Genomic DNA, 21,459 nt, shown 5'->3' on the forward strand with positions numbered 1-21,459 from the left:
TGGGGGAGTTATGCGCTAGCGATGATGTCCGCTTCGGCCATCTCGCAAAAAAATGAGCAGGATGGGATCTTTTCGTTCCGCCGTACCGGGCCTTCGCCGAGGTCGCGAAGGGAGAAGCGCACGTTTGTGTCGCGATTTCGGAACAGGTACGAGCCAGAGCCCAGGTCGTCCTGAATCACGCATAGCGCCTCAAACTGCTCCGGGAAATCCTCACGGATCGCCCTGAAGTAGCCTTCACCGCCTTTCACGCAGCCGATGCAGTTGGCGTTCTCGTAGCCCATTCGATACATCAGCGGAAGCTCGATTCCAGCGCGCTGGATCATCGCCTTGCAGTCTTCCTTGCCCAGCCCGCGTTCGATCAGAGGCGCGATTGCCGGCCTGTCAGGATTACGCTCAAGGAAGTCTTCAAACCTGCCAACTTCTTCGGCGGTGAAACCAAAAACCATCACGTCGCCTGGCTGCTTCCAGGTATCGAGTAAGCGGCGCTTGAGAATCTTGGTGCACGGCGCGCCGTACTGATTCTTCATATACCGCTCTCGCCTGAAGACCTCGGTTGCGTCCGCACCATACTTCTCATCGCGCAGAACAGTGATCGGCCGGCCAAACCAAGCTTCGCAGTCCTGGGCGAATCGGCGGTTGTCTGCTTCCTCGTTGGCGAGAAACGCGTTGATGATCTGCACATTGTGCGTCGCACCGTATTGCGCTAGTGCTAGCTTGGTAGCTACCGCCGAGGCGGCGCCACAACTGAACTGGCAAACGATTCGTGGTCGTTGTGCGGACATAGGGGATCCTCGCCGGCTGGCGTGATTCGTTGATATGGGGTATTGGTATGGGGTTTTGAGTTGAGTACAGAATTCGCTTAGGCTTTAGCGACTAAAATTGCGCAAGGAATTTCAAAATGTCACTTTCGATTCGCGAAGCATCCCGATCAGCAGTCGGTGCGGTAACTGAGCTCTTCGACGAACAATCAATCTCCAATGTAATGTTTGAAGAGGTTGATAAGGACGCCGCCGGTAACTGGTTAATAACCGTAGGTTTCGATAGAAAGCTTGAAAAATCATCAGTGGGTTTGGGTGGGATGCTTGGTGAGGCTTTCAGAACCGAGCGAAAGTATAAAGTTGTAAAGGTTGATGGCAGCGGCGAGGTGTTGTCGGTAAAAGACCGGCTGCTCGCTACCAAATGAAGTCGCGTGTTCTGATCGACACTAATCTTTTAATGCTGCTTGTTGTGGGTTATTACGATAAAGATTTCGTTTCCGAACACAAAAGAACCAATAAAATTACGGCCGATGATTTCGAAGTACTCGAAATATTGATCGAAGGCGCGAATATCGTGTTAACACCTAACGTGTTGACGGAAGCTAGTAATCTTCTATGGCAATGTTCGGAGCCGCATAAATCTTTGATTAGGTCAAAACTCGCTCAAATTGCACACATTTGCGATGAGCAGTTTATTGCTAGCAGCGATGTGATTTCCTGCCCTGAATTCATGAGTCTAGGCTTAACTGATGCCGGTATTCTGGAGCTCAAGAAGATGTCAGGTCTAATTCTTACTCAAGATTTAGACCTGCATTTGGCAGCACTGGCCAGGGGGCTTGAAACCGAAAACTTCACTCACTATAGAAATCTTATTTAGCTCTTAGCTAAGGAGGGCCGACCCTCTGCAGATCGGCCCTTCTTGTCACTTCGGATCGAACGCGCCCAGCGACAAAACGGCAGCCCCACCGATTTTTTCCTGAAGCACGGCTTTGAACTCTTGCGCGATGTCTTCGCGCTGAACCTCTTCGCCAACCCAGCGCAGCTTGAGCACTGGCTGCGAGCCGCTGGTAATGACCGACAGGCGCAACGTGATTACTTGGTGAAAATGAGGGAACCCGCTGCTTGCCGCCGATTCATATGGGTATTCCATATAAAAAATCAGGAAGCGATCATGGAGAGAGTTGTTCTTGTTGTAGAGGATGAGCCCGTGCTTATGGAGCTGGCCCAGGAGGTTCTGGATCTGGAGGGGCTTCAGACCATTGGCGCTCCAAACGCGGATAAGGCTCGGCTGATTTTGGAATCCACATCCAACGTTGGGCTAGTGATTACCGATATAAAGATGCCAGGGACAATCAATGGATTTGAATTGGCGTGGCTGATTTCTGAGCAATGGCCAGAGATTCCTGTCCTCGTAACATCAGGCCATCAGCGTGTTCGGGCAGACGAGCTTCCGCCAAATGCAAGATTTCTCCCAAAGCCCTGGCTGCTTGGTGATTTCATCGACCAGTCGGTTGCAATGCTTGGCGTTCAACCCTGAGCACACCGTAGCGCCTCCAGGATCGCTTACAAAAAGGCCTCCGTGTGGTCGGCTAGGCCTAGCCGGCTGGCGTGATAGTTGGATATGGAGTATTTGTGTCGGTTAGGAATGGATTGAACGGTGCTTAAAGCATGAAGCGAAGCGATGTGGGTCTGCTGTTTGTCGGTGGTGTAGGATTGTTCATGGCTGGGGTAGTTTGGCGCCCAGTATTTGGAGATTATTCAAAACTGAAAGACGGCTTAGAGTGCATGAGCTATTTGGCAACGATAGTTGCTGCTTTAGTTGCAATTTATACGTTGCGCGCTTGGAAAGATCAGTTTAGACATGCTGAACGGTTCGCCACACTGAGGGCCGTGAAAGATGCCATTACAGATCTACATTTATACCGAGGTCATCTTCTGACGGTCATAAGATTTTACAAATCGATACGAGCGAATGACGGTACGGCGGATCAAGGTTTACTCGAAGATGAAGAGGTGAAGCGAAAACAGTTGCAGGCAGCGCTTTCAGCGTATAGGAAAGCTTGGGCCGCAGCTGTGGCTTTCTTTACTCCTGAGGAGGAGCGCGATTTTCCAGGTACACCGAATACTTACATGCAGCTTTTTCTTAGCAGGCCTCTCCAGATTAAAAAGGCTCACCTTAAATTCTCGGCTATTGATCAGTCCGCTGAGTTTGATGCTGTTGTGGAATATTATAATTTAGAGGCAGTCGAGCTGTTTCGTGAAACAATTGAATCTATTGAGGCGATGATAAGGAGAAAAGTATAGTAAGTCGTTTTTTCTCTGCAGTTGCACACCCAGTTTTACGATGATGCAAGTAGGAAGTGTTATTCGCCGCCGTTGTCGTCGGCATTCATTTTGAGCGATTCGGCAAAGCCCGCTTGCCTTAATTTGCGCGCCACGTTTTCAGGTACGCTAAATTTGTGGCGCGGAATTGCGAAGTACGCTGCGCACTGATCGAGGCTCAGCGAGTAGGCATGTGCAATCACTCGCTCGATGGCTTTGGCGTCTTTCGTCTCGCCCAGGTCTGACGTCAGCTTGATCAGTCTGTCGCGCATGCCCTGCCGGAAGTAGTGGCGGATCGTTTCAGACTTTCCGGGCTGCCTGGGCGGTGCCGGCGGTATTTCCTCCGGCTTGGCATTCATCACCAGCAACTGCACCGCTTCGCTCACTTCCTCGACGCCATACCAGGCCATCCTTTCGGTGAGCATCTTGCGTATGCCGGGCTGTACCGTGTGCCGCAACTCCTGCTCGCCCAGCGCCTGCCGCCTCTCGGCAAGCTTGGCCGTGCGTTCCTTCTGTTCGGCTGCCATGGCCTACCTCTTCTATTCCGCTGGCGGGCAGTGCGAGCCAGGTTTGTCGTTTGCGTTGCTGGGGGCGGGCTATGCGGCGCATGAATCAACCTTCACCTGGCGCCAAGCACCGACTGCTTCGAAGATTCGCGCGGCGTGTTCCTCGTCCAGCGACAGGGTGTCGGGGATGGTGATCCAGCCGGAGGCCACCATCTGGCTTTGGTTGGCCTCGGCGCGCAGCTTCATGTAGCAATGCTCGATCACGTCTTCCAGGTGGTCAGACAGGTAAACCCCGTCCGGCGCCAGTTCCAGCGACTTGCTGTAGCGGTCGCCGCGGGCGTCAATGCACATTGCGCTCATGTAAATCGTCCATCGGTGAGGGATGCCGCAAACGGCCTGGCCAATCTTCCCTGGGGCGATGTTCTTGAGTGACTTGTAATTGATCATGCCCTGGCGGCCGCTGGGATCGATGTTCACCACCGCGACATGGTTGGATGCCAGCAGCGAGCGGCACGACCGGGCAATTCGCGCCTGCAGGTTATGCGCTTTGCGTTTGCTCATAATGCCTCCGCGAGTTTGCGCAGCGCCTTACGTTCTGCCGCTGTGATAGGCGGCTTACGGCGCTTGAGGATGGTTTCGGGATCGATCTTAGTGGAGCGCTTCGGCGGTGGCGGGTTGATCGCCGGGCTTTCGCCCAGGCAGATCGTTCCGCCGGCCGCCAGGAACTGCGCCGTGCGCTCCGCTATCGAGTCGGCGTGCTGACGCTGCTGCTCAACCAGGTTGAGGTGGTTGCTGATCATGCTGCCGCCTTGGCGAGTGTCACCCCGGCCATGCTGAAGGTTGTTCCCTGCGCCGCGACCATCGCGTCGAGCGCTTCCCAGTTGACCGAAAGGACGCTGATCGGCGCTTGACCATATGCCACGGCTTTCACCAGGGCCTCGAAGTCCGTCACGTTGGCCTGCAGCGTTACCTGCTCCACCGCTTGGCTCGATATTGGCTTTGCGGTCTGGGCGACGGGGGCCGTCGGCTGGATCGGCGCGGCGCGGACTGGCTCTTGTGTCGCCGCTTTCTCTACGACCGGCTCTGGCTTGATGGCTGCCAAGCGTTCCGCTTCCTGCTCTTCGGCGATACGCTTCGCTTCGGCCTTTTCTCGCTCCACTTTCTGGTGTTCGGAGATTCGGAATTTGATCAGCGTCACCAGGTCGTCATTGGCCTTGGTAACCAGTTGCTGCACATCGCTGAACAAGAAGGCGTGATCAACGGCGAGCTCAGCCAAACTGGTCAGGTTCAAACAAATGCTATCGGCTGCTTGGCTAGCGTAACGGTTGGAGCTGGTGAAGCGCATTGGCGCCGACAAAGTGGATTGGCTGGAAGGGCCTCACGAGCCCCAGCGCTACACCATCGAGCAGTTGCAGGCCATCAAGGCCGAATACCGGGCAAAGACCAGAGAGCTGAAAAAAGGGGAAGCCGCATGACCTATCGCAACGTTGTTTCAGCAGTAGTTCGAGCCCTCGCGGCCGAGACCATCAGTTCCGCCGGCGGCTGTGACTTCGAGCCCAAGGTGCAGTGCGCCAAGCAGAAGGGGGAGATCGTCGGTAAGGAGGCCGCTTTTCTCCAGGACTGCTGGGTGTTCGGCCGGCTGCACAAGGCTCTCACCCCGGCGCACTGGCGAGTACTCGTGGCGAAGTATTCCACCCATGAGGAGCGTAAGCACGGCGCAATTCTGGAGCTTCTGCACTCGGTGAAGACGCCGGCCCCGAAGCGCTTCCGTGAATGCGCCGTGCTCACTTGGGCTATCCCGCAAGTCGCCGGTGCCGAGGGCAAGCGTTCATCTGCAGTATTGCCCGCCGCATGGTACGACATCACCAATTGGGACAACGACGGCAAGCCAGAGTCAACTCGGTACCGGTGGCGTTCGACGATTCGCAAGGTGCTGGATGACCAGGTGAACGAGGCGCTAACCGCCGCTCAGGAACTACTTGATGCGGAAGGCCTAATCGAAAGTTGTGCCGCTTAGCAAATAGCCATTGCAACGAATGAGAAAGTGAGAGATTATTTATTCAATCTGTCGATCCTGCGCGTTAGGGATTCGCACTGAAAGCCCAGCAAACACGCTGGGCTTTTTTGTGGGTGCCAAGTTGATGTATAGATGAGACTCAGTTTCCAGCCGGATGGAGTCTCTAATGCACGAATCTCAAGGTCAGACCAAAACTGTCGTAGAGGAATTGGATTTACTCAACGACAAAGCCTTCACAAAAACACAGTGGGAAGGGCGCCAGACTGATTGGCTATTGCAGTGGCTTGTTAAAAGCTCCAATCGAGCATCGCTAAGCATTGGTCTCACCTTATCCGTCGGTGGGTCAGTAATATCGGGCAAATTGATCCCCCACGCAGTGTATTTTGAGAGGCTTGCCGAAAGCTTCTCCGCCCCCTTCAGGGAGAAAGGTGATCACAATGCAGATGCGATCCAAGACATAATTCTTGGTTTCAATGTGACCCCCGGAGCTGAGTCTCCCGAAGAGGACGCCCCCTTCCAGTTCCTACACCTCGAAGATGCTAGAACATACTTAGGTACATCGTCGTCAATTCCTGGCGAGACAGGCGCGCTTTGGCGCGGGAAAATTTCATCCATAGATGGCTTTACGCTTGGATTAATTAGTAATAACGATTAAGCCATATCGATATAATCGACCGTGGAACTCACCTCTTTACTTTTATCTCGGCGCAGTTGAGCTCTGCAGTATTGAAGGCCCCGCGATTGCGCGGGGCTTTTTGCATTCAGCGCCGTTGGGCTAGCGAAGGGAGGGAAGTTGAATTTGCATAGGCGACATCTGTATTTCTTAATTCAAGCGCCCTTACCCCGATAAAGCGTGCACCGGTCCTAGACCCCTTTCGCCCGCATCTGTACCAAGCGCCAAGCTTGGAAAAAGCGAAATGTAGCTGCGCTGTTTCTGCCAACGGAGGTGGCAAAAACGCTATTTAAGGAATTTTGAGAACGAATTGATGGCACATTGACTCATAGTGCCGCTGTCACTGAAGCGATCTTTCCTTAGAACTTGTTGGTCACAAAATGAAGAAAATTATCCTATCGGCTTTGCTATTTTGCGCGGTCTGTAACGGCGCTCAAGCTGTAGAACTATCAGGTGCCCTCGGCGCGACTAGCCAAGGCGGCTTGACTGCCCGTACAGCACTGGGATTCAACTGGGACAAGGCATGGCTGGAAAGCTCTACAGGTAAGCTGACCGGATACTGGGACCTGGGTTATACATATTGGGAGTCGGGAAAAGAGGCTGGTGCTCGCCACTCTGTTTCCTTCTCCCCTGTGTTCGTTTACGAGTTTGGTCAAGGCGACATCAAGCCGTTCATCGAGGCCGGCGTCGGTGTTGCAATATTTTCGGGCACCAACGCTGGCGACCAGAAATTCGGATCTTCCTTCAACTTCGAAGACCGAATTGGCGCAGGCTTGAAGTTCGGTGATACGCAGAAGGTAGGTGTCCGGGTTACTCACTATTCAAACGCCGGCATCAAAGAACCGAACGATGGCATTGAGTCTTACGCACTTTTCTACAGTCATTCGATTTGATGTGCACAGGAACCCGCCACCGCGCCGGGTTTTTTATTGCCTAAATTTCCCGAAGCCCTCAGAGCCTCTGACTTGTCACGCTGATGGGAGACCTATTCAGGGCCTCGCCATCGTGCGAGGCCTTTTCGTTTTCGGCCCCACCACACCCTTCGCTCTGAGCAGGGAGTGCTGCTGGAGCCGATTCAATTCCCAAACATGCCCCACGGAGTCGAGCGCATGGAGTATCTACAGCGCCTGCTCGACAAGATCGACAGGTTCGAATTGCTGATTGCGGGCCTGATTGGGGCTGTCGTTGCGAGCTGGTGGCACAAGGACGACTTGTCTGACTGGCGCGCCTGGATGGTGTTCTTGATCACCGGGGTTGCCTGCTCGCTGTACCTGACGAGCATGGTCAGCGCCTACCTGAATGTCACGGAGCCCAAAATAGTCGCCGGGATTGGTTTTCTCCTGGGTACGTTCGGCGGCTCGCTCCTGGCAGCAATCAACCGAGCCATCAAAGCCGCTGACCTCTGGGCGCTAATTCGCCAGCGGTTCGGGGGAGGCAATCCACCATGAATCTTGAACTGATCAACTCCATCGCCTGCGGCCTTATCGCGCTGTGGGCAGCCTGGTGCGTACTGAGCGGGAAGGTGAGGGACGGCATCCTTGGGAAGCTGATCTACTCGACGATCGCCATCACCGGTTTTGTCGTGATGGTGCGCAGCCAGAACATCTTCTTCGGCCCAACTACCGCCGGACTGACGCTGCATGTCGCTCTGGCCCTGGCCGGTGCACGGCATATCTTCATGGTCACGTACTGGCAGCGGGTGAAGGTCTGGCTGTGCCGGACGCTGAACTGCGAGCACTGCCTGAACTGTAACAAGGCACCTGGCAACGCCTGGACGCTTCCGGTCAGCTGAAGAGACCGGTGGCGACGGTCATTCTTCCCTTGGGTGAATTCCAAAAGGCGGATGAAACTCAGCAGCGATACCTTGAAAAGCACGGTGGCAGTGCCTGCTCTCTTTGAACAGGCAACAGCGTTTCCGGGTTGAACAATACAAGCGCCACTGACCCGATTCTGTGGCGTTTTTTTTCCGTCAGTTTTTTCGAACAAGGGGCTTTGCCCTCAGCGGTGATCCGCCCCGTTTAATGACTTTATTTACAGGAACCACGATGTCCGATCCAAAACCTCTTTTGTTTGCGCTCTATGAGCAAGCCAGTGTGGGCTGTGGCGGTGCGCCAAGCCTTTGGACGCACCCGGCTGACGAACGACTAGCCGTCAATTCTTTGGGCTATTGGTCGAACCTGGCGCGCATTGCCGACCAGGCTCACCTTGACATGCTTTTTTTTGGTGATGTCCTGGGTTTCTACGACGTATTTGGTGGCAACGCCGATGCGGCGATGAAATGGGCCGTGGAAGCACCCGCCAATGACCCGCTTATGATCATTCCTGCATTGGCGGCCGTGACGGAAAACCTGGCCTTTGGCCTCACCGTGACCACCAGCTACGAACATCCTTTTACCCATGCCCGACGCTTCAGCACGCTGGATCACCTGACCAATGGCCGAGTGGGCTGGAACATCGTCACCTCATACCTGTCCAGTGCCGCCCGCAACTTCGGGCAGGAACAGATGATCAAGCACGATGATCGCTACGAGCGCGCTGAAGAGTTCCTCGATGTGGTCTACAAACTCTGGGAAGGTAGTTGGGCCGGCGACGCCGTGGTCGCGGACAAGGCTCGCCAGCTCTACGCGCGGGGTGATCGTGTACGGCCAATCAACCACGTGGGTGAGCATTACCGGGTGGCCGGGCCGCACTTGACCTCGCCATCGCCCCAGCGCACACCTTTACTGATCCAGGCCGGCTGGTCAGGGCGTGGCCGGGAGTTCGCGGCCAAGCACGCAGAACTTATCTTCATCGCCAAATCCAACCCACTGGAAATTCGTCAGGGGCTGGAAGAAATCTGGGCCCAGGCTCAGGCTCGTGGTCGTCAGCCCGAGGATGTGAAGTCTTTAACAGTGCTGCGTATCGTCACAGCCAAGACCGAGATCGAAGCTCAGCGCAAATATGATGAGCTGCAAAGCAACTATCACTTGCAGGCGCAATTGGTGAGCTACGCCGGCGACACCGGCATAGATATCAGCCGCTACGCCGACAGCGACGCGCTTTCAACCCACACGGAAGGCATGACCTCTTATGTGATGCGTCCCGATGGCAGTGGCAAACCGTTGACCGCGGGCGACGTCAAACAGCGCTTTGCCAACGTTACCCGAGGGAGCGATCTAATCCTCGTAGGCACCCCGCAACAGGTGGCCGAGCGCATCGAAGAGCACGCACGCATTTCAGGCACCAGCGGCTACATGCTCAATCCATTGATCAGCCCTGGCAGTCTTGAAGACTTCGTCGAGCTGGTCATCCCTGAACTGCAAAAACGTGGCCTATTCCGCAGCCAACCGCAAAGCGGTACCTTTCGTTCGCGGTTACGGGGTGACGGTTCCAGCCATTTGCCAGCGTCAGCTTATGGCGCGTCGTTCCGTTTCGACAGTGACCTCTAGGGCGGTAGAACTACGCCTTATGCGTCCGGTGACCATTCAGTCGGGAAGGCGTAATTGATCTCCGTGCACAAACGGTCGTTCTAACGGCCGCTTGTGGATTTGAATACACCGCTGAGGACGAAGGCGTAGCGTTCAGGTCGGATGAAAAACGTCGTGCGGTCGCAGCAGCGGCCGTCAGCGAAGTACGAGGTACGTTCCATGACCAACAGCGCCGCGCCGCGTTTGATGTGCAAGGCACTGGCCAGTCTTTTGTCCGCTTCTTGAGCGCGGATCGCCAGATCGGCACGGGTGACCGCCATGCCGGTGATCGACTCCAGAATGGAGTAGATCGGTTGGTGCTCGACATCAGTCCACACCACGCTGGCCAGCTCCGCCGGCAAATAGCTGCGCCCGAGTGCGATGGGTTCGTCATCGACAAAGTGCAGTCGCTCCAGCAGCAGGCAATCGTCCGCTGCTTCAAACAATCCACGCAATGCCTCCGGGACTGGCTGCAGTGCATGGCTGATGACCCGCATGCTCGGTTTTAGACCTTGCAGCAACAAGGCTTCGTGAAAGCTGCGCAATGCATCCAGGCCGTGGCGAACCTGCTTGGCCGCCACGAAGGTGCCTTTGCCTTGCTTGCGCTCCACCACGCCGTCATCGCTGAGCTTGCCCACCGCCAGGCGCACCGTGACGCGGCTGACCCCAAAGCGTTGGCCCAGCTCCGCTTCCGACGGCAATTTGCCGGTGGGTTCAAAGTCACCGCGCTGAATTTCTTCCAGCAATCGATGGGCGATCTGTTCGTAAAGCGAGGTGGTGCTGTCGCGCAGAATGGACGTGGACACGGTCGGCTTCCAGGGTCCTTGGAGTGGGGCGGTGCGCCGTCACTTCTAAGGTTATAAAAATAGGTTATTGGGACAACTTGTATTAATACGTATTATGTCAGGCATTCCCATTGTAAACGACCTGACGACACTTGCCATGCTCAAAACAAACGCCTACCTGCAGCAGCAAGCCGACGCGCTGACGGTCGATGACATCAGCTTCAGCTACACCAACGGGCATCGGGTGTTTTCTGCTTTCAGCCTGAACGCCCGGCCTGGCGAATTCGTTGCGATTCTGGGGCCGTCGGGCTGCGGCAAAACCACCTTGTTGAACTTGTTATCCGGTTTTCAGCAACCCCAGAGCGGTCAGATCAGCATCAACCAGACAGCGGTGAAGCCGGAGCGTTCGGAACTGGGTTATGTGTTTCAGGCGCCGCAGTTGTTTCCCTGGTTGAGCGCTCTGGAAAACGTCCGCTTTGGCCTGCGGATGACGGCGCAACTCAGCGAGGCGCAACAGCGCTCTCAAGCGTTGCAGTACCTGCGCCTGGTCGGTCTGGAGAACGCGGCGCATCGATTGCCGCATCAGCTTTCTGGCGGTATGCAGCAGCGGGTTTCCCTGGCCAGGACCCTGGCCCTGGAGCCCAGCGTGTTGCTGATGGACGAGCCCTTCGCCGCGCTCGATGCCATCAGCCGCAACAGCATGAATGAAGAGACCCTGCGCATCTGGGCCGAGCTGGGCCAGACGGTGCTGTTCATCACCCACGATATCGACGAGGCGGTGTTCCTGGCGGATAGGGTGATCGTGCTCAACATCGCCCCGGGCGGTATCCATAGCGAACTGAGTATTCATCTACCACGCCCTCGCTCCAACCTGAACACCCGCCGCTTGCCGGCCTTTCTCGATTACCGCAATGAGCTGATGGAGCGCATTTCCCATGTCATGGAAGTGTCCGCAGCCACTCCCCACACCACCCGACAACCCGAGTTAACCGCATGATCAAACGTTCGCTGCTTGCCCTTTCATTGTCTGTTGCCGCCCTGGCAAGCAGCACATTTGCCGTCGCCACTGAGGAAAAGCCCCTGCGTGTGGGTTATGTCTTCGCCATGGCCAATGCCCCGGCGCTGATCGCCGACAAACAAGGTTACTACCGCGAGGAAGGCTTGAATGTCGATCTTAAGGCCTTGGGCGATGGCCCGGTTATCCAGCAGGCGTTGGCCGCCAATGAGCTGGATGTGGCCTATGTCGGCACGCCACCGGTTTACCAATGGTTCTCCCGAGGGCTGCAAAGCCGGATTCTGGCCAAGGTCAATTACGGCCAGGCGGCGGTGATTGTCGATGCCAAGAGTCCGATTGCCAGCTTGGATCAACTCAAGGGCAAAAAACTCGCCGGGGTCAAGAAGGGCAGTGGCATGGACGTCCTGCTGCGCGGTTATGTGCTGAAAGAAAAGGCCGGGCTCAATCCTGACAAGGACCTGGACATCATCGACATGCCCCCCGGCAACATGAACGCGGCGCTGGAGCGAGGCATTGTCGATGCGGCGTTTTCCTGGGAGCCCTTTGTCAGCCAGTCGTTGCTGCGGGGGGCGAGCCGGATTTTGCTCGACGTCAACCAGGCGCTGCCGAATTACCCGTGGTACGTAGTGATCGCGCTACCCAAAACCTTGCAGGAGCGCCCGGACGACGTGGTCAAGTTGCTGCGTGCGCACCGCAAGGCCATAGCGTTCCTCAATGAGCATCCCGACGAGTCGAATCGCATAATCGCCGAGGCGTTCAAGCTTGAAGCGGTGCAAGGCGCTGACGGCAAGACCATCGCGCCAGAAACCATCGTCGCCCAGGCGCGGACCCGACTGGGTTGGTCGGCGGACTTGCAGGCTTCGGATATTCAATTCATCCAGCGCCTGATGAATTACTCCCACGACCTCGGTTTTATCGATACCACGCTCAAGACCGAGCAGATCGTGGACACCTCCTACCTGCAAAAAGCCTCGCGCTGAGTCTGTTATGTCCTTGCCAAAACCGAATTGGGGATGGGCTTCGCTGCCGTTCCTGCTGTTGATCTGGATCGCCCTGGCGAGTCGTTTTCCCACTTATATCCTGCCGCAGCCATGGGATGTCGCCCGCGAGGCTGTGCGCTGGCTCAGCGATAGTTCGCTGTGGCAGCACCTCAGGGCGAGTGTCCTTGAAGAGGTCGGCGGCTTCTGCGCCGCAGTGATTATTGCGATTTTGTTGGGCACGGCCGGTGGCCTGTCATCACGCTTTCGCGATTTCATCTCGCCGCTCAATAGCCTGTTCATGGCGATCCCGCCGATCGCCTGGGCGCCGCTGATCATGATCATTTTCGGCCTGGGGTATGTCTCGATTGTGCTGGTGATTTTCATTGCCGCGGTGTTCCCCATGGCAGTGACGATTCAGGAGGGTGTGCAGAGCATTCGCGGTGGCGAAGTTCGCGCCGCACGAACCTTGGGTGCCAATACCTGGCAATTGCTGGCACATGTCTATTTGCCGGCGTCACTACCTTTCGTGACGGCGGCCATACGCATCGGTTTCAGCCAGGGCTGGCGGGCATTGGTCGCGGCGGAAATGATCGGTGCGTCCCAAGGCATTGGCTGGATGGTGTCCACGGGCGGACAGATCGGTAACAGCAGTCAGGTGTTGCTCGGCATCGTACTGATCGGCCTGATTGCCTGGCTGATGGAGAGTTTCGTGTTCCGGCGCATCGAGCGTCACTACCAGAAATGGCGCGTGCAGTAAGCATCGTCCTTTGTCTTCGATCCCTTTCAAACCTTCAGTTGACCACTGCACGAGGTGTCATGTGAGTAACGTTTTCGATCCCCGCGAAGCCGGGCATTACATTGCCCCGCAAGGCCTCTACGAACGTAACAAAAAACGCCCGTTCCTGGGCAGCATCGACTGTGACCGAGACACGTTGATTGCCGGGCAATGGGATGAAATCACCCTCGTATATGAGGTCGGCGGCAGTGGTCTGGCGGATGGCGCCTGGTTGAAACTGGCCTTCAAGTTCTACTCCGACTGGGCACTGTTCCAGACTTCGAATCCGGCCGGGCCCAACTACGTTAGCGCCGAATATCAGGCGGGCGAACTGGCGCCCGGCCAGAGTCAGGCCACGGTGCAACACTTGAAAGTGCGCTTCGACCAGAAGGGCCATGAGCGGCCGTTTCAGAAAGCGATCATCATCGACATCGTCGACGGTTACCTGAATCCCGGGGACAAAATCACCATTCGCCTGGGCGATCGTCGTCAGGGTGGCGCGGGGACACGGGTACAGAGTTTCGTTGAGAAGGACTTCCGTTTCCGGATGTTCATCGACCCGTTGGGCAGCTCGAAATTTGCCGAAGTGCCGGGCGATCCCTTGCTGAACATCGTGCCGGGAGCGGCGCAGAGCGTGCAGCTGATTGTTCCTCGACTGGTCAGCGCCGGTGAGGCGTTCGACGTTCTGCTCAGGGTGGATGACGCCTGGGGCAACACCTGCCGCAACTTGCCGCTCAAGGGTGTCCTGACCCTCGTTGATCCTGAAGGGGGCGAGCGGCAACAACCCTTCACTTTGGCAACTGAAGGTTGGGCCACTGCCCGGCTCGAAGGTTTTGAGCTCGGTGCGGTAGGCGAGTGGCGATTGTCGGCGCAAGTGGAGGCGCCTTTCGTATGTGGCACCCAGGCTTTCGTCAGCGTCGACCCGGCAGGAACGACATTGCGTCCGCTCTACGCGGACTTGCATGTGCACTCGGATGACACCGTGGGCACCAACGACACCTTGTACAACCTCAGCTACGGCCGCGATGTCGCCGGCCTCGATGTCCTCGGTTACACCGCCAATGATTTCAATATCACCGAGCAACGTTGGGATCAGGCGGTCAATCTGATTCACGAACTCAACGAACCGGGCCGTTTTGTGTGTTATCCCGGCACCGAATGGTGCGGTAACTCCTGTGCCGGCGGCGACCGCAATGTGGTGTTCCTGCACGATCGAAAGCCCGAGTTTCCTTTCGACAATCAAGGGCGGCTGGTGCGCTCTTTTGAGTGGAATGAGTTCACTGCCGGCACCATCAAACCCGGCGCCTGGCCGGTGGACGAGTTGTATGCAGCGTATGCCAAGGACCCCGAAGGCCATCTGATGATGCCCCACGTCGGTGGGCGCCGTTGCAACCTCGACTGGCATCACCCGGAGCTGGAACGGTTGATTGAAGTCGGCTCGGCCTGGGGCCAATTCCATTGGGTCTACGCCGAAGCGCTTCAGCGGGGTTATCGCGTCGGTGCCGCGGCCAACAGTGATGAGCATCAGGGCCGTTGCGGCGGCGGGGTGCCGGCCACGGCGGTGTTCGGCTCTCGAGGCGGACTGACCGGTGTGGTCGCTGAGGCGTTCGACCGCGCCAGTGTCGGCAAGGCACTTCGCGCCCGTCGCACCTTTGCCACCACCGGCGAGCGTTCGTTTGCCAGCCTGCGCCAGGGCCAACACTTTATGGGGGAAGTCTTCAGCGCCGATTCGAATGCCACGCTGGATTATCGACTGCTGGGCGAAGCGGGCTGGGAGCAGGTCGATCTGTTCGATGGCGACAAGCTGATCTGGTCGCGCAACCTGCACCAGGAGTTAGGGTTTTCCGCCCAGCGCATTCGTCTGCGTCTCGGTGGTGCGCGGATCAAGGACCGCTATCGCGGCGCTTACTGGACCGGCGAAATTCGCGTGACCGGGGCCGTCATCAATGGCTTTCGTGCCCTGGGTCTGGATCACCCCGAGCAAACCGTCTGGCGCAAGGATGCAACGGTCCTGGCGTTTCGTACCGACACCAACGGCGACACCGACAGCATCGAGATCGACCTGTCGCAATTGGCCGGCGCGACGTTGCAGATCCACAGCCGCATCAACAACTACATCAAGGTCGGCGACCCGGCTGAGCCGCAACCCTACGTGCACGCGCCGACCGTACTGATGGAACTGTCCGGTGAAGAACTGCTGGCGCAATCCCAAGTGGTTGAAGAATTGCCGGGCGCCGAGTTGAAAGTCTCCCTTGAAAGAACCACCGCTGCGCCGCTCCCTCGCGAGTTGCAAGGAAAGATCGAGCTGGCGCAACTCAAGCTGCAACCTGGCCGTGAGCATCCGCTGTTCATCTGCGCACGTCAGCGGGATCAGTCACGGGTCTGGACGTCGGCGTTGTTCCTGACGCTTACCTAATGTCGTAGTCGAGGAAAATACCGTCGTTGGATACTGCGGTGGCCGATTTCGTCAGTAGTGAGTTGACGGAGGAATGGGGGAGGTTGGGACGCCTTTTCGCTGGGAACTCATCTTCTGTTGAGCCCGCGCAATTGCCACTGCCAGCTTGCTGGTCGTTAGTTCGATTGGCTACGGGTAGAACCAGGTAGGACGCCAGATGCGAGTCTCGTTTCCCGCTCCAAATATTGCTCCATGGAGTTTGACTGAACTCCGCGAGGAGCGAAAAAACACCCGGGATATTTTCCTCTACGCGGTGCCCCACTGCGTTCCAGTCGTACCATTGGAAGCCCAGTGAGGGTACACATAGAGGTACAGAAATTTTCGAACTTAAAAATTTCCTTTATTTTCAGCGACAAAGAGGAAGGTTCGATTCCGGCTTCGACCATCTAAATCAAGGATTTTCGTGATTAATCAGGCAGGTCCTTTTTTGTTTGCGCTCCGCAATTTCAAATGTTGCTCCGCAACTCACCTAGTTGGGTGACCTTTTTTCCTATTCGTTTGCGGATGTATTTTTCGGTCCTCACCGCGGTCGTCTGCCCTGACTGATCCCTCGGAACCAGCCCTCAAAGCGGTTGCCCCTGGGCGCTCATCTGCCAGCGGTCCAGGGTCAACTCGATCGCTTGCGGCCAGCCGCTGCTTATCTTGTACAAAACTGAATTTTTTGTACAAATAAATGTCAACGGCTCATGTTTCGCACGGGTGCCCGGAGCCATGGACAACACTGAAGACTTTCGATTCGAAGCGCACAAATACCTGCTCGCAATGGATGCAGCCGTCACTGAGCTCATGATGCTCGTGGTGTCGGGAGAAACCTGCGGGGCGCAGTGGGATAAGGCGAATGCACGCTATGACAACGCCCACACGGAATGGGCCAGGTTTTTGAGACCCAGGGGGGCGGTTCCTATGTCTACGAAAATGCACCAGGCAACGTAGGCATCAGGCGGATTGCAAGGGCCTGCCGTACTTCGAGCACCGCTTATCGGATATCAATCCGGTGGTCGGCCGCGTAGTGGCAATTCATCATCATCTGCGCTAGAAATATGCCGCAGGCAGGATGTCACTACGACGGGGAGGTGTGTATGAAATGGATGCTTCGACTCATTAATTCGCAAGGCGAGATGTTCTACAGCGAAGCTGCCGACATTCAAGGCAACAGGCGCCTATGCCGTCATCCGCAGTTTGCAGAGCAGTTTGACAGCTTGCCGGACGCCGAACGCGGCTTGAGCTACTTCCAGCTCCTTTGGGAGTTTCGCGCGTACGTTATGGACATCACCGAAATGCGCGCTGGCGAATGCTTCGGTGCTCAGGGGCGCTCTATTCATGGCGCGACGGAAGGCACCGCCATTTGCTGAGCGATTCAAATCGCTCTGCGTGAAACAAATCATCTTCCAGAATGGGCTGTCAGTGCTCATCCCGCGACTCACCACGCAGTCGCGAGAGGCTTGCCGCGAGTTCATTCTTGCGAAAGGGTTTGGTAAGCCGTGGCAGATCCGGGTCAAGCCCCTCGCGCTCGGCGTAGCCGGAGACGAGCAGGATCGCGGTTCCAGGCCTGGAGGTGCGGACCACCCTGGCCAGATCGGTGCCATTGATGCCCGGCATGAGATGGTCTGTGACGAGAAGGTCAAAGGGCTCACCGGTGGCCATCAGTTGCATGGCTTCCTCGCCCGACGCGGCCTCGATCACGCGATAGCCCAGCTCTGCCAGCATGTAAGCGGTGCTGGCGCGTACCAATTCTTCATCATCGACCAGCAGCGCGATTGCGTGCGTCAATTGCGGCTCCGGCGCTTCGGCAATGCGCAGAGTCGCTGCCGGCTCACTCATGCTGCGCGGCAACCACAGCTCCACATTCGTTCCCAGGCCCGGCGAGCTCTGAATCGTGAGTGCGCCGTTCAACTGTGATGCCAGGCCATGCACCATTGAAAGACCAAGGCCCGTTCCTTTGCCCACGCCCTTGGTGGAGAAGAACGGCTCCACCGCCCGGGCGAGTGTCGCGGCGTCCATGCCCGTGCCGGTGTCCGCGACGGACAAACACAGGTATTCGCCTGGCGCCAGCTTCGCCCGGTGCCCTTCGCCGACTGAGGCGGTGCTGGCGGATATGCGCATCGTCCCGCCGGCGAGCATCGCATCGCGCGCGTTCACGGACAGGTTGAGCAGGGCCATCTCGAGTTGGTTCTGATCGGCGATGGCCGCAGGCAGGTTTGCCGGAGCATCGACGACCACCTTGATCTGAGGCCCGGTCGTGCTGGCCACCAGATCAGCCATATCGCTTATCAACTTCGCCACGTCGACCGGAGCCGTCTGAAGCGGTTGCCGGCGAGCAAAGGCAAGCAGGCGCTGCACGAGCGTCCTGGCGCGTTCCGCCGACTGCATTGCACCGCCTATAAGCCGCTGCTCTCGCTCGCCGCCCACGCCTCGTCGCTGGAGCATGTCGAGTGTGCCGACAATCGGCGTAAGCAGGTTATTGAAGTCATGGGCGACACCGCCGGTAAGCTGCCCCATGGCTTCCATCTTCTGGCTTTGGCGCAGCGCCTTTTGGGCTTCTTCCCGTTCGGCGATGGCTTGTGCGATGCGTTCTTCAAGCGAGGCGTTAAGCTCGCGTAGCTTTTCCTCGGCCGCCTTGCGGGCGGTGATTTCAACCACCGTGCCGGTTACGCGCAAACACAGGCCAGCCGCATCGAACACGCCCCGACCCTTGGCCGCGACCCAGCGAACGATGCCGTCCTCCCGGCCAATCGTACGGTAATCGACCTCGTAGAGCGCCCGACGCTCAGGGTCAACGGCGGCCGTGAAGGCTTCAATCGTTGCTTCACGATCCTCGGGGTGCAGCCCGTCATAGAAGTCCTGCAGCGTGACCGGCACGTCGGGCGAGATGCCGAACATGGCCTTGGTCTGTGACGGCCACACCAGCGTGTTCTGAACGAAATCCACATCCCAGAAACCCACATCGGCGTGATCGACCGCCAGGCGCAATCTCGCCTCGCTGATACGGATCGCCGAATCCGCGCGGGCGCGATGAACCACCAGCCCTACCGTCTGAACCACGAAGTCGATGATCTCGATATCGGCGGCTAACGGCTTGCGCAGCTCGTGGTGATACAACACAAAAGCGCCCAGCAGGACGCCTTGCGCCGAGCAGATCGGGGTTGACCAGCAAACGTGAAGGCGCTGCTGGAGGGCCAAATCGCGAAACGCAGCCCAGTGCGCATCGTTCGTGATGTCGGCCATGGCGGTCTCAGCGTCCTGGTGGCGCACTTGCGCGGCGACGCCAAGGCCTGTAACGGCGGCTTTGAACGCGTCCGGCAGGGTCGGGCCTGCGCAGTATTCCAGGTGCTCGCTGGTTTCATCCAGGAGCAGGATGCTTCCGCGCAAACCCGAGGGGGACAGCATTTGTACCTCGTGGACGATCGCATCCAGCGTGAGGTCCAAGGGCGTTTGCGCTACCGCCAGTTCGAGAATTCGATTTTGTGTGGCCCCAAGGGCCTCGCCGCGATTACGCGCCTGGGTCAAACGCGCATTCTCGATGGCGATCGTTGCCAGTCGCGCCAGGCTTTCCAGCCGTTTGATCGTATCGGGGTCGTGGTCGCTGACGTCTGACCAGTAAGCGCCCAACGCCGCAATCGGAACCGGCCTGCCGATGGGCACCATCACCAGGCTGCGCACAAAGGTGGGCGCATAAGCGTCCTGCGGAATGCGTGGATCGAGCCGAACGTCACGGATCGCAACCGTCTCGCGGTGACGCATTGACCACCCTGAGATGCAGTGATCGGCTGGAAAGCTCTGGCCCTGCCAAAGCGGAGACACCGCATCTTCAGCCACGTAAGCGCAGCGGCCTTCGTTCTCGATGATTACCGCCACGCCTTCGGCGCCAACCGTGGCACGGGCGGTGTCCCGCAGCACGCTGACGACTTCGTCTACCGAGGCTGCCCTGGCCAGCCGCTCGCTGGCATTGAGCACATGGGACAAGCGGTCATCATCGATAAGATCCACCGGAATATTCAGCAAATGGATCTCCCAATGGCCATGGAGTCGTCATCCACGGTCTGATTCAAATTGAAGGTGAAGAAAGCAGTATGGCAGCGCAGGTGTTTCTTTCGGCGCGGTCGGGTTTCAGTTTCTCAGAAAAGCATGTTTCAAGCACCACCGTGGTGCGAGCAGGCGACCGGTAGTCATCGGTCTGCTTCTGCTGCACACCTAAGACGGCACGTATGGCTTCGGTATAAAGGGCACATCGCCTGAGATACGCCACTTTACGTTTTCGATGCCATAGCGCTCAGCCAGTGGTTTGCTTATTCGATGATGTATAACAAGTTCGGCATTTTAGCTCCTTCTAAAACACCTTTGTTCTTGATTCAAAATCGAAGGTTCAGAATATTTTCTTATACTTATATGGATGATTTGTACAAGTTTGTCGCTTCCCTTTAACGGTGCCGCTCGTCGGCACTCTTGGAGAAAAATGGATCTGATGAACACTCTTTATTTTCTAAGACTGTATGCCTGTTGGTACGGGCAGACTCTAAGTCCAACTCCTGTTTCGCCCGCACATTGTGCGGGCTTTTTTTCGCGGGTGTGGCTGTCAGTTGGCGACCAGAGTCACTTATCGACAACGTCGCGTGGTCAAGGCCGTTGACCACACTTCTTTATCGCATCGCACGCAACGAGCGTGTTGCCCCTGCTGGAGATCGCGCGGCAGACCACAATTTACGCAGCAATACAGCGCTGACGCGGGAGCGATGTGGTATTCGGTGCGGTGTTCAAGGGGCAGTACAGATAATCCTGGTTGTATATCCTGCGGTTCATAAAAATACAGACTGATGTCCCCATCCGTTTCGACAAGCCCCAGCCTGACTTGCCCCAAGTGCTCTACACCCTGCTGCCGTAACTCCATCAATAACTCACTCGATGATATGTTCACCTGCTCCAAGGACTTTAATTCATAAAGGCCGTTTTTAATGACCGTTACGGGCACGCCGTCAATCCATGACTCGAATCGCTTGCTCTTTGTCATGATCAGGACGGTCATGCGATATAGAACCAGGAGGGTGAGAAATACCACTGCAACGGGTAACAGCGGCACGTCGTGATAAAAAGATACATCGCCGGCGGCCGAGCCCAGCGTCAAGATAACCACGAGTTCAAAAAGCGATAACTGCCGGATTCCTCGACGGCCGCTGGACTTCAAAAATAGAAAAACAGCCAGGAAGGCAAACGCTGCTCGAAGTACAACCTCCAGCAAAAACGACAGCGGGAACTCATCCAATAACATTCGCTGAATATCGAAGGGCGACATGTTTACCTCAGGGTTATAGATAGACCGCGAGCCGTTGTGCACGAGGCGGGGCTGATCGCCTCAGCTATGTCGAGCCAAGGCAATGGGGGTAGGCTGATACTCCGATCAATGCTCAATGCTGAGGCGCGGACCATACGGACAGTTCCTTGAGCTTCTTTTCGGTCGCCGCATCGAACGCCGACTGCAACGCTTGCGCCGTCTCATCGGTAATGCTGCCCGAACACAGCAAGCCGATAACTAAACCATTGGCCCGCGCTCCGGCCTTCACCGCCATGATCATTGATCCTGCCTTTTGAATTTCAGCCATGATTTTGTCCACCTGGCGGCTCACCGCGGCGGGCAGTTCTTTGTTGAAATCGACCATTTTTCATACTCCACACACAAGGTCTTGCTGGCTTTAAGCCTTCTCATGGAGCTTTGCGCCCTCTGCTCTAGAAGAT

The 21,459-nt window shown here is 56.8% G+C and carries 23 protein-coding genes and 3 pseudogenes; 16 read left to right on the forward strand and 10 right to left on the reverse strand.

The features are described from left to right. Positions 1–8: 8 nt before the first annotated feature. Positions 9–782, reverse strand: a complete 774-nt coding sequence (locus tag PSH94_RS11980; RefSeq protein WP_305437585.1) for a hypothetical protein — start codon at positions 780–782, stop codon at positions 9–11. 116 nt (positions 783–898) lie between these two features. Between PSH94_RS11980 and PSH94_RS11985 the strand changes: the two genes are divergently transcribed. Then, the gene (locus PSH94_RS11985; protein WP_305437586.1) at positions 899–1,183 is read left to right on the forward strand and encodes a hypothetical protein; all 285 of its coding nucleotides are present in this window, start codon (positions 899–901) and stop codon (positions 1,181–1,183) included. Continuing rightward, on the forward strand, positions 1,180–1,635 hold the full coding sequence (locus PSH94_RS11990; protein WP_305437587.1) for a PIN domain-containing protein: 456 nt from the start codon (positions 1,180–1,182) through the stop codon (positions 1,633–1,635). Before PSH94_RS11985 ends, PSH94_RS11990 begins: the two co-directional genes overlap by 4 nt. Before the next feature lie 45 nt (positions 1,636–1,680). Here the strand turns inward: PSH94_RS11990 and PSH94_RS11995 are convergent. Next, a pseudogene (locus PSH94_RS11995) lies at positions 1,681–1,851 on the reverse strand (DUF2303 family protein); the annotation flags it as partial. Between the two features lie 78 nt (positions 1,852–1,929). Here PSH94_RS11995 and PSH94_RS12000 point away from each other — a divergent pair. After that, positions 1,930–2,295, forward strand: a complete 366-nt coding sequence (locus tag PSH94_RS12000) for a response regulator (RefSeq protein WP_305437588.1) — start codon at positions 1,930–1,932, stop codon at positions 2,293–2,295. 131 nt (positions 2,296–2,426) lie between these two features. After that, complete coding sequence (locus PSH94_RS12005) at positions 2,427–3,062, forward strand: hypothetical protein (protein ID WP_305437589.1); 636 nt, start codon at positions 2,427–2,429, stop codon at positions 3,060–3,062. Between the two features lie 59 nt (positions 3,063–3,121). On the opposite strand, the gene PSH94_RS12010 is transcribed toward PSH94_RS12005, so the two are convergent. From PSH94_RS12010 to PSH94_RS12025, 4 genes and pseudogenes are all read right to left on the reverse strand, one after another. Then, a complete protein-coding gene (locus tag PSH94_RS12010) occupies positions 3,122–3,607 on the reverse strand; it encodes a hypothetical protein (RefSeq protein ID WP_305437590.1) in 486 nt (161 codons plus the stop codon). 69 nt (positions 3,608–3,676) lie between these two features. Then, on the reverse strand, positions 3,677–4,147 hold the full coding sequence (locus PSH94_RS12015; RefSeq protein WP_305437591.1) for a hypothetical protein: 471 nt from the start codon (positions 4,145–4,147) through the stop codon (positions 3,677–3,679). Next, a complete protein-coding gene (locus PSH94_RS12020) occupies positions 4,144–4,386 on the reverse strand; it encodes a hypothetical protein (RefSeq protein WP_305437592.1) in 243 nt (80 codons plus the stop codon). Before PSH94_RS12020 ends, PSH94_RS12015 begins: the two co-directional genes overlap by 4 nt. Continuing rightward, positions 4,383–4,904 (reverse strand): annotated as a pseudogene (locus tag PSH94_RS12025) (Heme peroxidase); the annotation flags it as partial. The pseudogene PSH94_RS12025 and the gene PSH94_RS12020, both read right to left, overlap by 4 nt. Before the next feature lie 4 nt (positions 4,905–4,908). Here PSH94_RS12025 and PSH94_RS12030 point away from each other — a divergent pair. The 7 genes and pseudogenes from PSH94_RS12030 to PSH94_RS12065 form a co-directional block, all read left to right on the forward strand. Then, positions 4,909–5,061: pseudogene (locus PSH94_RS12030) on the forward strand (recombination protein NinG); the annotation flags it as partial. Next, complete coding sequence (locus PSH94_RS12035; RefSeq protein WP_266249194.1) at positions 5,058–5,603, forward strand: hypothetical protein; 546 nt, start codon at positions 5,058–5,060, stop codon at positions 5,601–5,603. The pseudogene PSH94_RS12030 and the gene PSH94_RS12035, both read left to right, overlap by 4 nt. Positions 5,604–5,769: 166 nt before the next feature. After that, positions 5,770–6,258 (forward strand): gas vesicle accessory protein GvpU, encoded by a 489-nt coding sequence (gene gvpU / locus PSH94_RS12040; protein WP_286800668.1) that lies wholly within the window; start codon positions 5,770–5,772, stop codon positions 6,256–6,258. Positions 6,259–6,656: 398 nt separating this feature from the next. Beyond that, positions 6,657–7,169 carry an acyloxyacyl hydrolase gene (locus PSH94_RS12045; protein WP_266249198.1) on the forward strand — a complete coding sequence of 171 codons (513 nt, stop codon included), beginning with the start codon at positions 6,657–6,659 and terminating at the stop codon, positions 7,167–7,169. Between the two features lie 216 nt (positions 7,170–7,385). Further along, positions 7,386–7,724 (forward strand): hypothetical protein, encoded by a 339-nt coding sequence (locus tag PSH94_RS12050; protein ID WP_010211438.1) that lies wholly within the window; start codon positions 7,386–7,388, stop codon positions 7,722–7,724. After that, positions 7,721–8,068: a hypothetical protein gene (locus PSH94_RS12055; protein ID WP_305437594.1), complete on the forward strand. Its 348-nt coding sequence runs from the start codon at positions 7,721–7,723 to the stop codon at positions 8,066–8,068. The genes PSH94_RS12050 and PSH94_RS12055 overlap by 4 nt, the downstream gene beginning before the upstream one ends. A 253-nt stretch (positions 8,069–8,321) precedes the next feature. After that, a complete protein-coding gene (locus tag PSH94_RS12065; RefSeq protein WP_305437595.1) occupies positions 8,322–9,704 on the forward strand; it encodes an LLM class flavin-dependent oxidoreductase in 1,383 nt (460 codons plus the stop codon). Positions 9,705–9,784: 80 nt separating this feature from the next. Here the strand turns inward: PSH94_RS12065 and PSH94_RS12070 are convergent, their stop codons facing one another. Beyond that, entirely contained in the window at positions 9,785–10,528 is a 744-nt protein-coding gene (locus tag PSH94_RS12070) for a GntR family transcriptional regulator (protein WP_123364910.1), read from the reverse strand. 136 nt (positions 10,529–10,664) lie between these two features. Here PSH94_RS12070 and PSH94_RS12075 point away from each other — a divergent pair, with 136 nt between their 5' ends. The 5 genes from PSH94_RS12075 (at position 10,665) to PSH94_RS12095 (ending at position 17,084) form a co-directional block, all read left to right on the forward strand. After that, positions 10,665–11,504 carry an ABC transporter ATP-binding protein gene (locus tag PSH94_RS12075; protein ID WP_123364911.1) on the forward strand — a complete coding sequence of 280 codons (840 nt, stop codon included), beginning with the start codon at positions 10,665–10,667 and terminating at the stop codon, positions 11,502–11,504. Continuing rightward, positions 11,501–12,502, forward strand: a complete 1,002-nt coding sequence (locus PSH94_RS12080) for an ABC transporter substrate-binding protein (RefSeq protein ID WP_123364912.1) — start codon at positions 11,501–11,503, stop codon at positions 12,500–12,502. Before PSH94_RS12075 ends, PSH94_RS12080 begins: the two co-directional genes overlap by 4 nt. A 7-nt stretch (positions 12,503–12,509) precedes the next feature. Further along, positions 12,510–13,259, forward strand: a complete 750-nt coding sequence (locus PSH94_RS12085) for an ABC transporter permease (protein ID WP_123364913.1) — start codon at positions 12,510–12,512, stop codon at positions 13,257–13,259. A 61-nt stretch (positions 13,260–13,320) separates the two neighbouring features. After that, positions 13,321–15,693: a hypothetical protein gene (locus PSH94_RS12090; protein ID WP_305437596.1), complete on the forward strand. Its 2,373-nt coding sequence runs from the start codon at positions 13,321–13,323 to the stop codon at positions 15,691–15,693. Between the two features lie 1,118 nt (positions 15,694–16,811). Beyond that, complete coding sequence (locus tag PSH94_RS12095) at positions 16,812–17,084, forward strand: hypothetical protein (RefSeq protein ID WP_266249272.1); 273 nt, start codon at positions 16,812–16,814, stop codon at positions 17,082–17,084. Between the two features lie 49 nt (positions 17,085–17,133). Here the strand turns inward: PSH94_RS12095 and PSH94_RS12100 are convergent, their stop codons facing one another. The 3 genes from PSH94_RS12100 to PSH94_RS12110 form a co-directional block, all read right to left on the reverse strand. Next, positions 17,134–19,629: an ATP-binding protein gene (locus PSH94_RS12100; protein WP_313629366.1), complete on the reverse strand. Its 2,496-nt coding sequence runs from the start codon at positions 19,627–19,629 to the stop codon at positions 17,134–17,136. A gap of 697 nt (positions 19,630–20,326) precedes the next feature. Then, positions 20,327–21,019, reverse strand: coding sequence for a DUF421 domain-containing protein (locus PSH94_RS12105; RefSeq protein WP_253507459.1), 693 nt, complete (start codon positions 21,017–21,019; stop codon positions 20,327–20,329). Positions 21,020–21,131: 112 nt separating this feature from the next. Next, positions 21,132–21,383, reverse strand: a complete 252-nt coding sequence (locus tag PSH94_RS12110; RefSeq protein ID WP_181079532.1) for a hypothetical protein — start codon at positions 21,381–21,383, stop codon at positions 21,132–21,134. Positions 21,384–21,459: the final 76 nt, after the last annotated feature.

Origin of the sequence: Pseudomonas sp. FP2254 (genome assembly GCF_030687695.1) — a bacterium.
Lineage (GTDB): Bacteria > Pseudomonadota > Gammaproteobacteria > Pseudomonadales > Pseudomonadaceae > Aquipseudomonas > Aquipseudomonas quebecensis.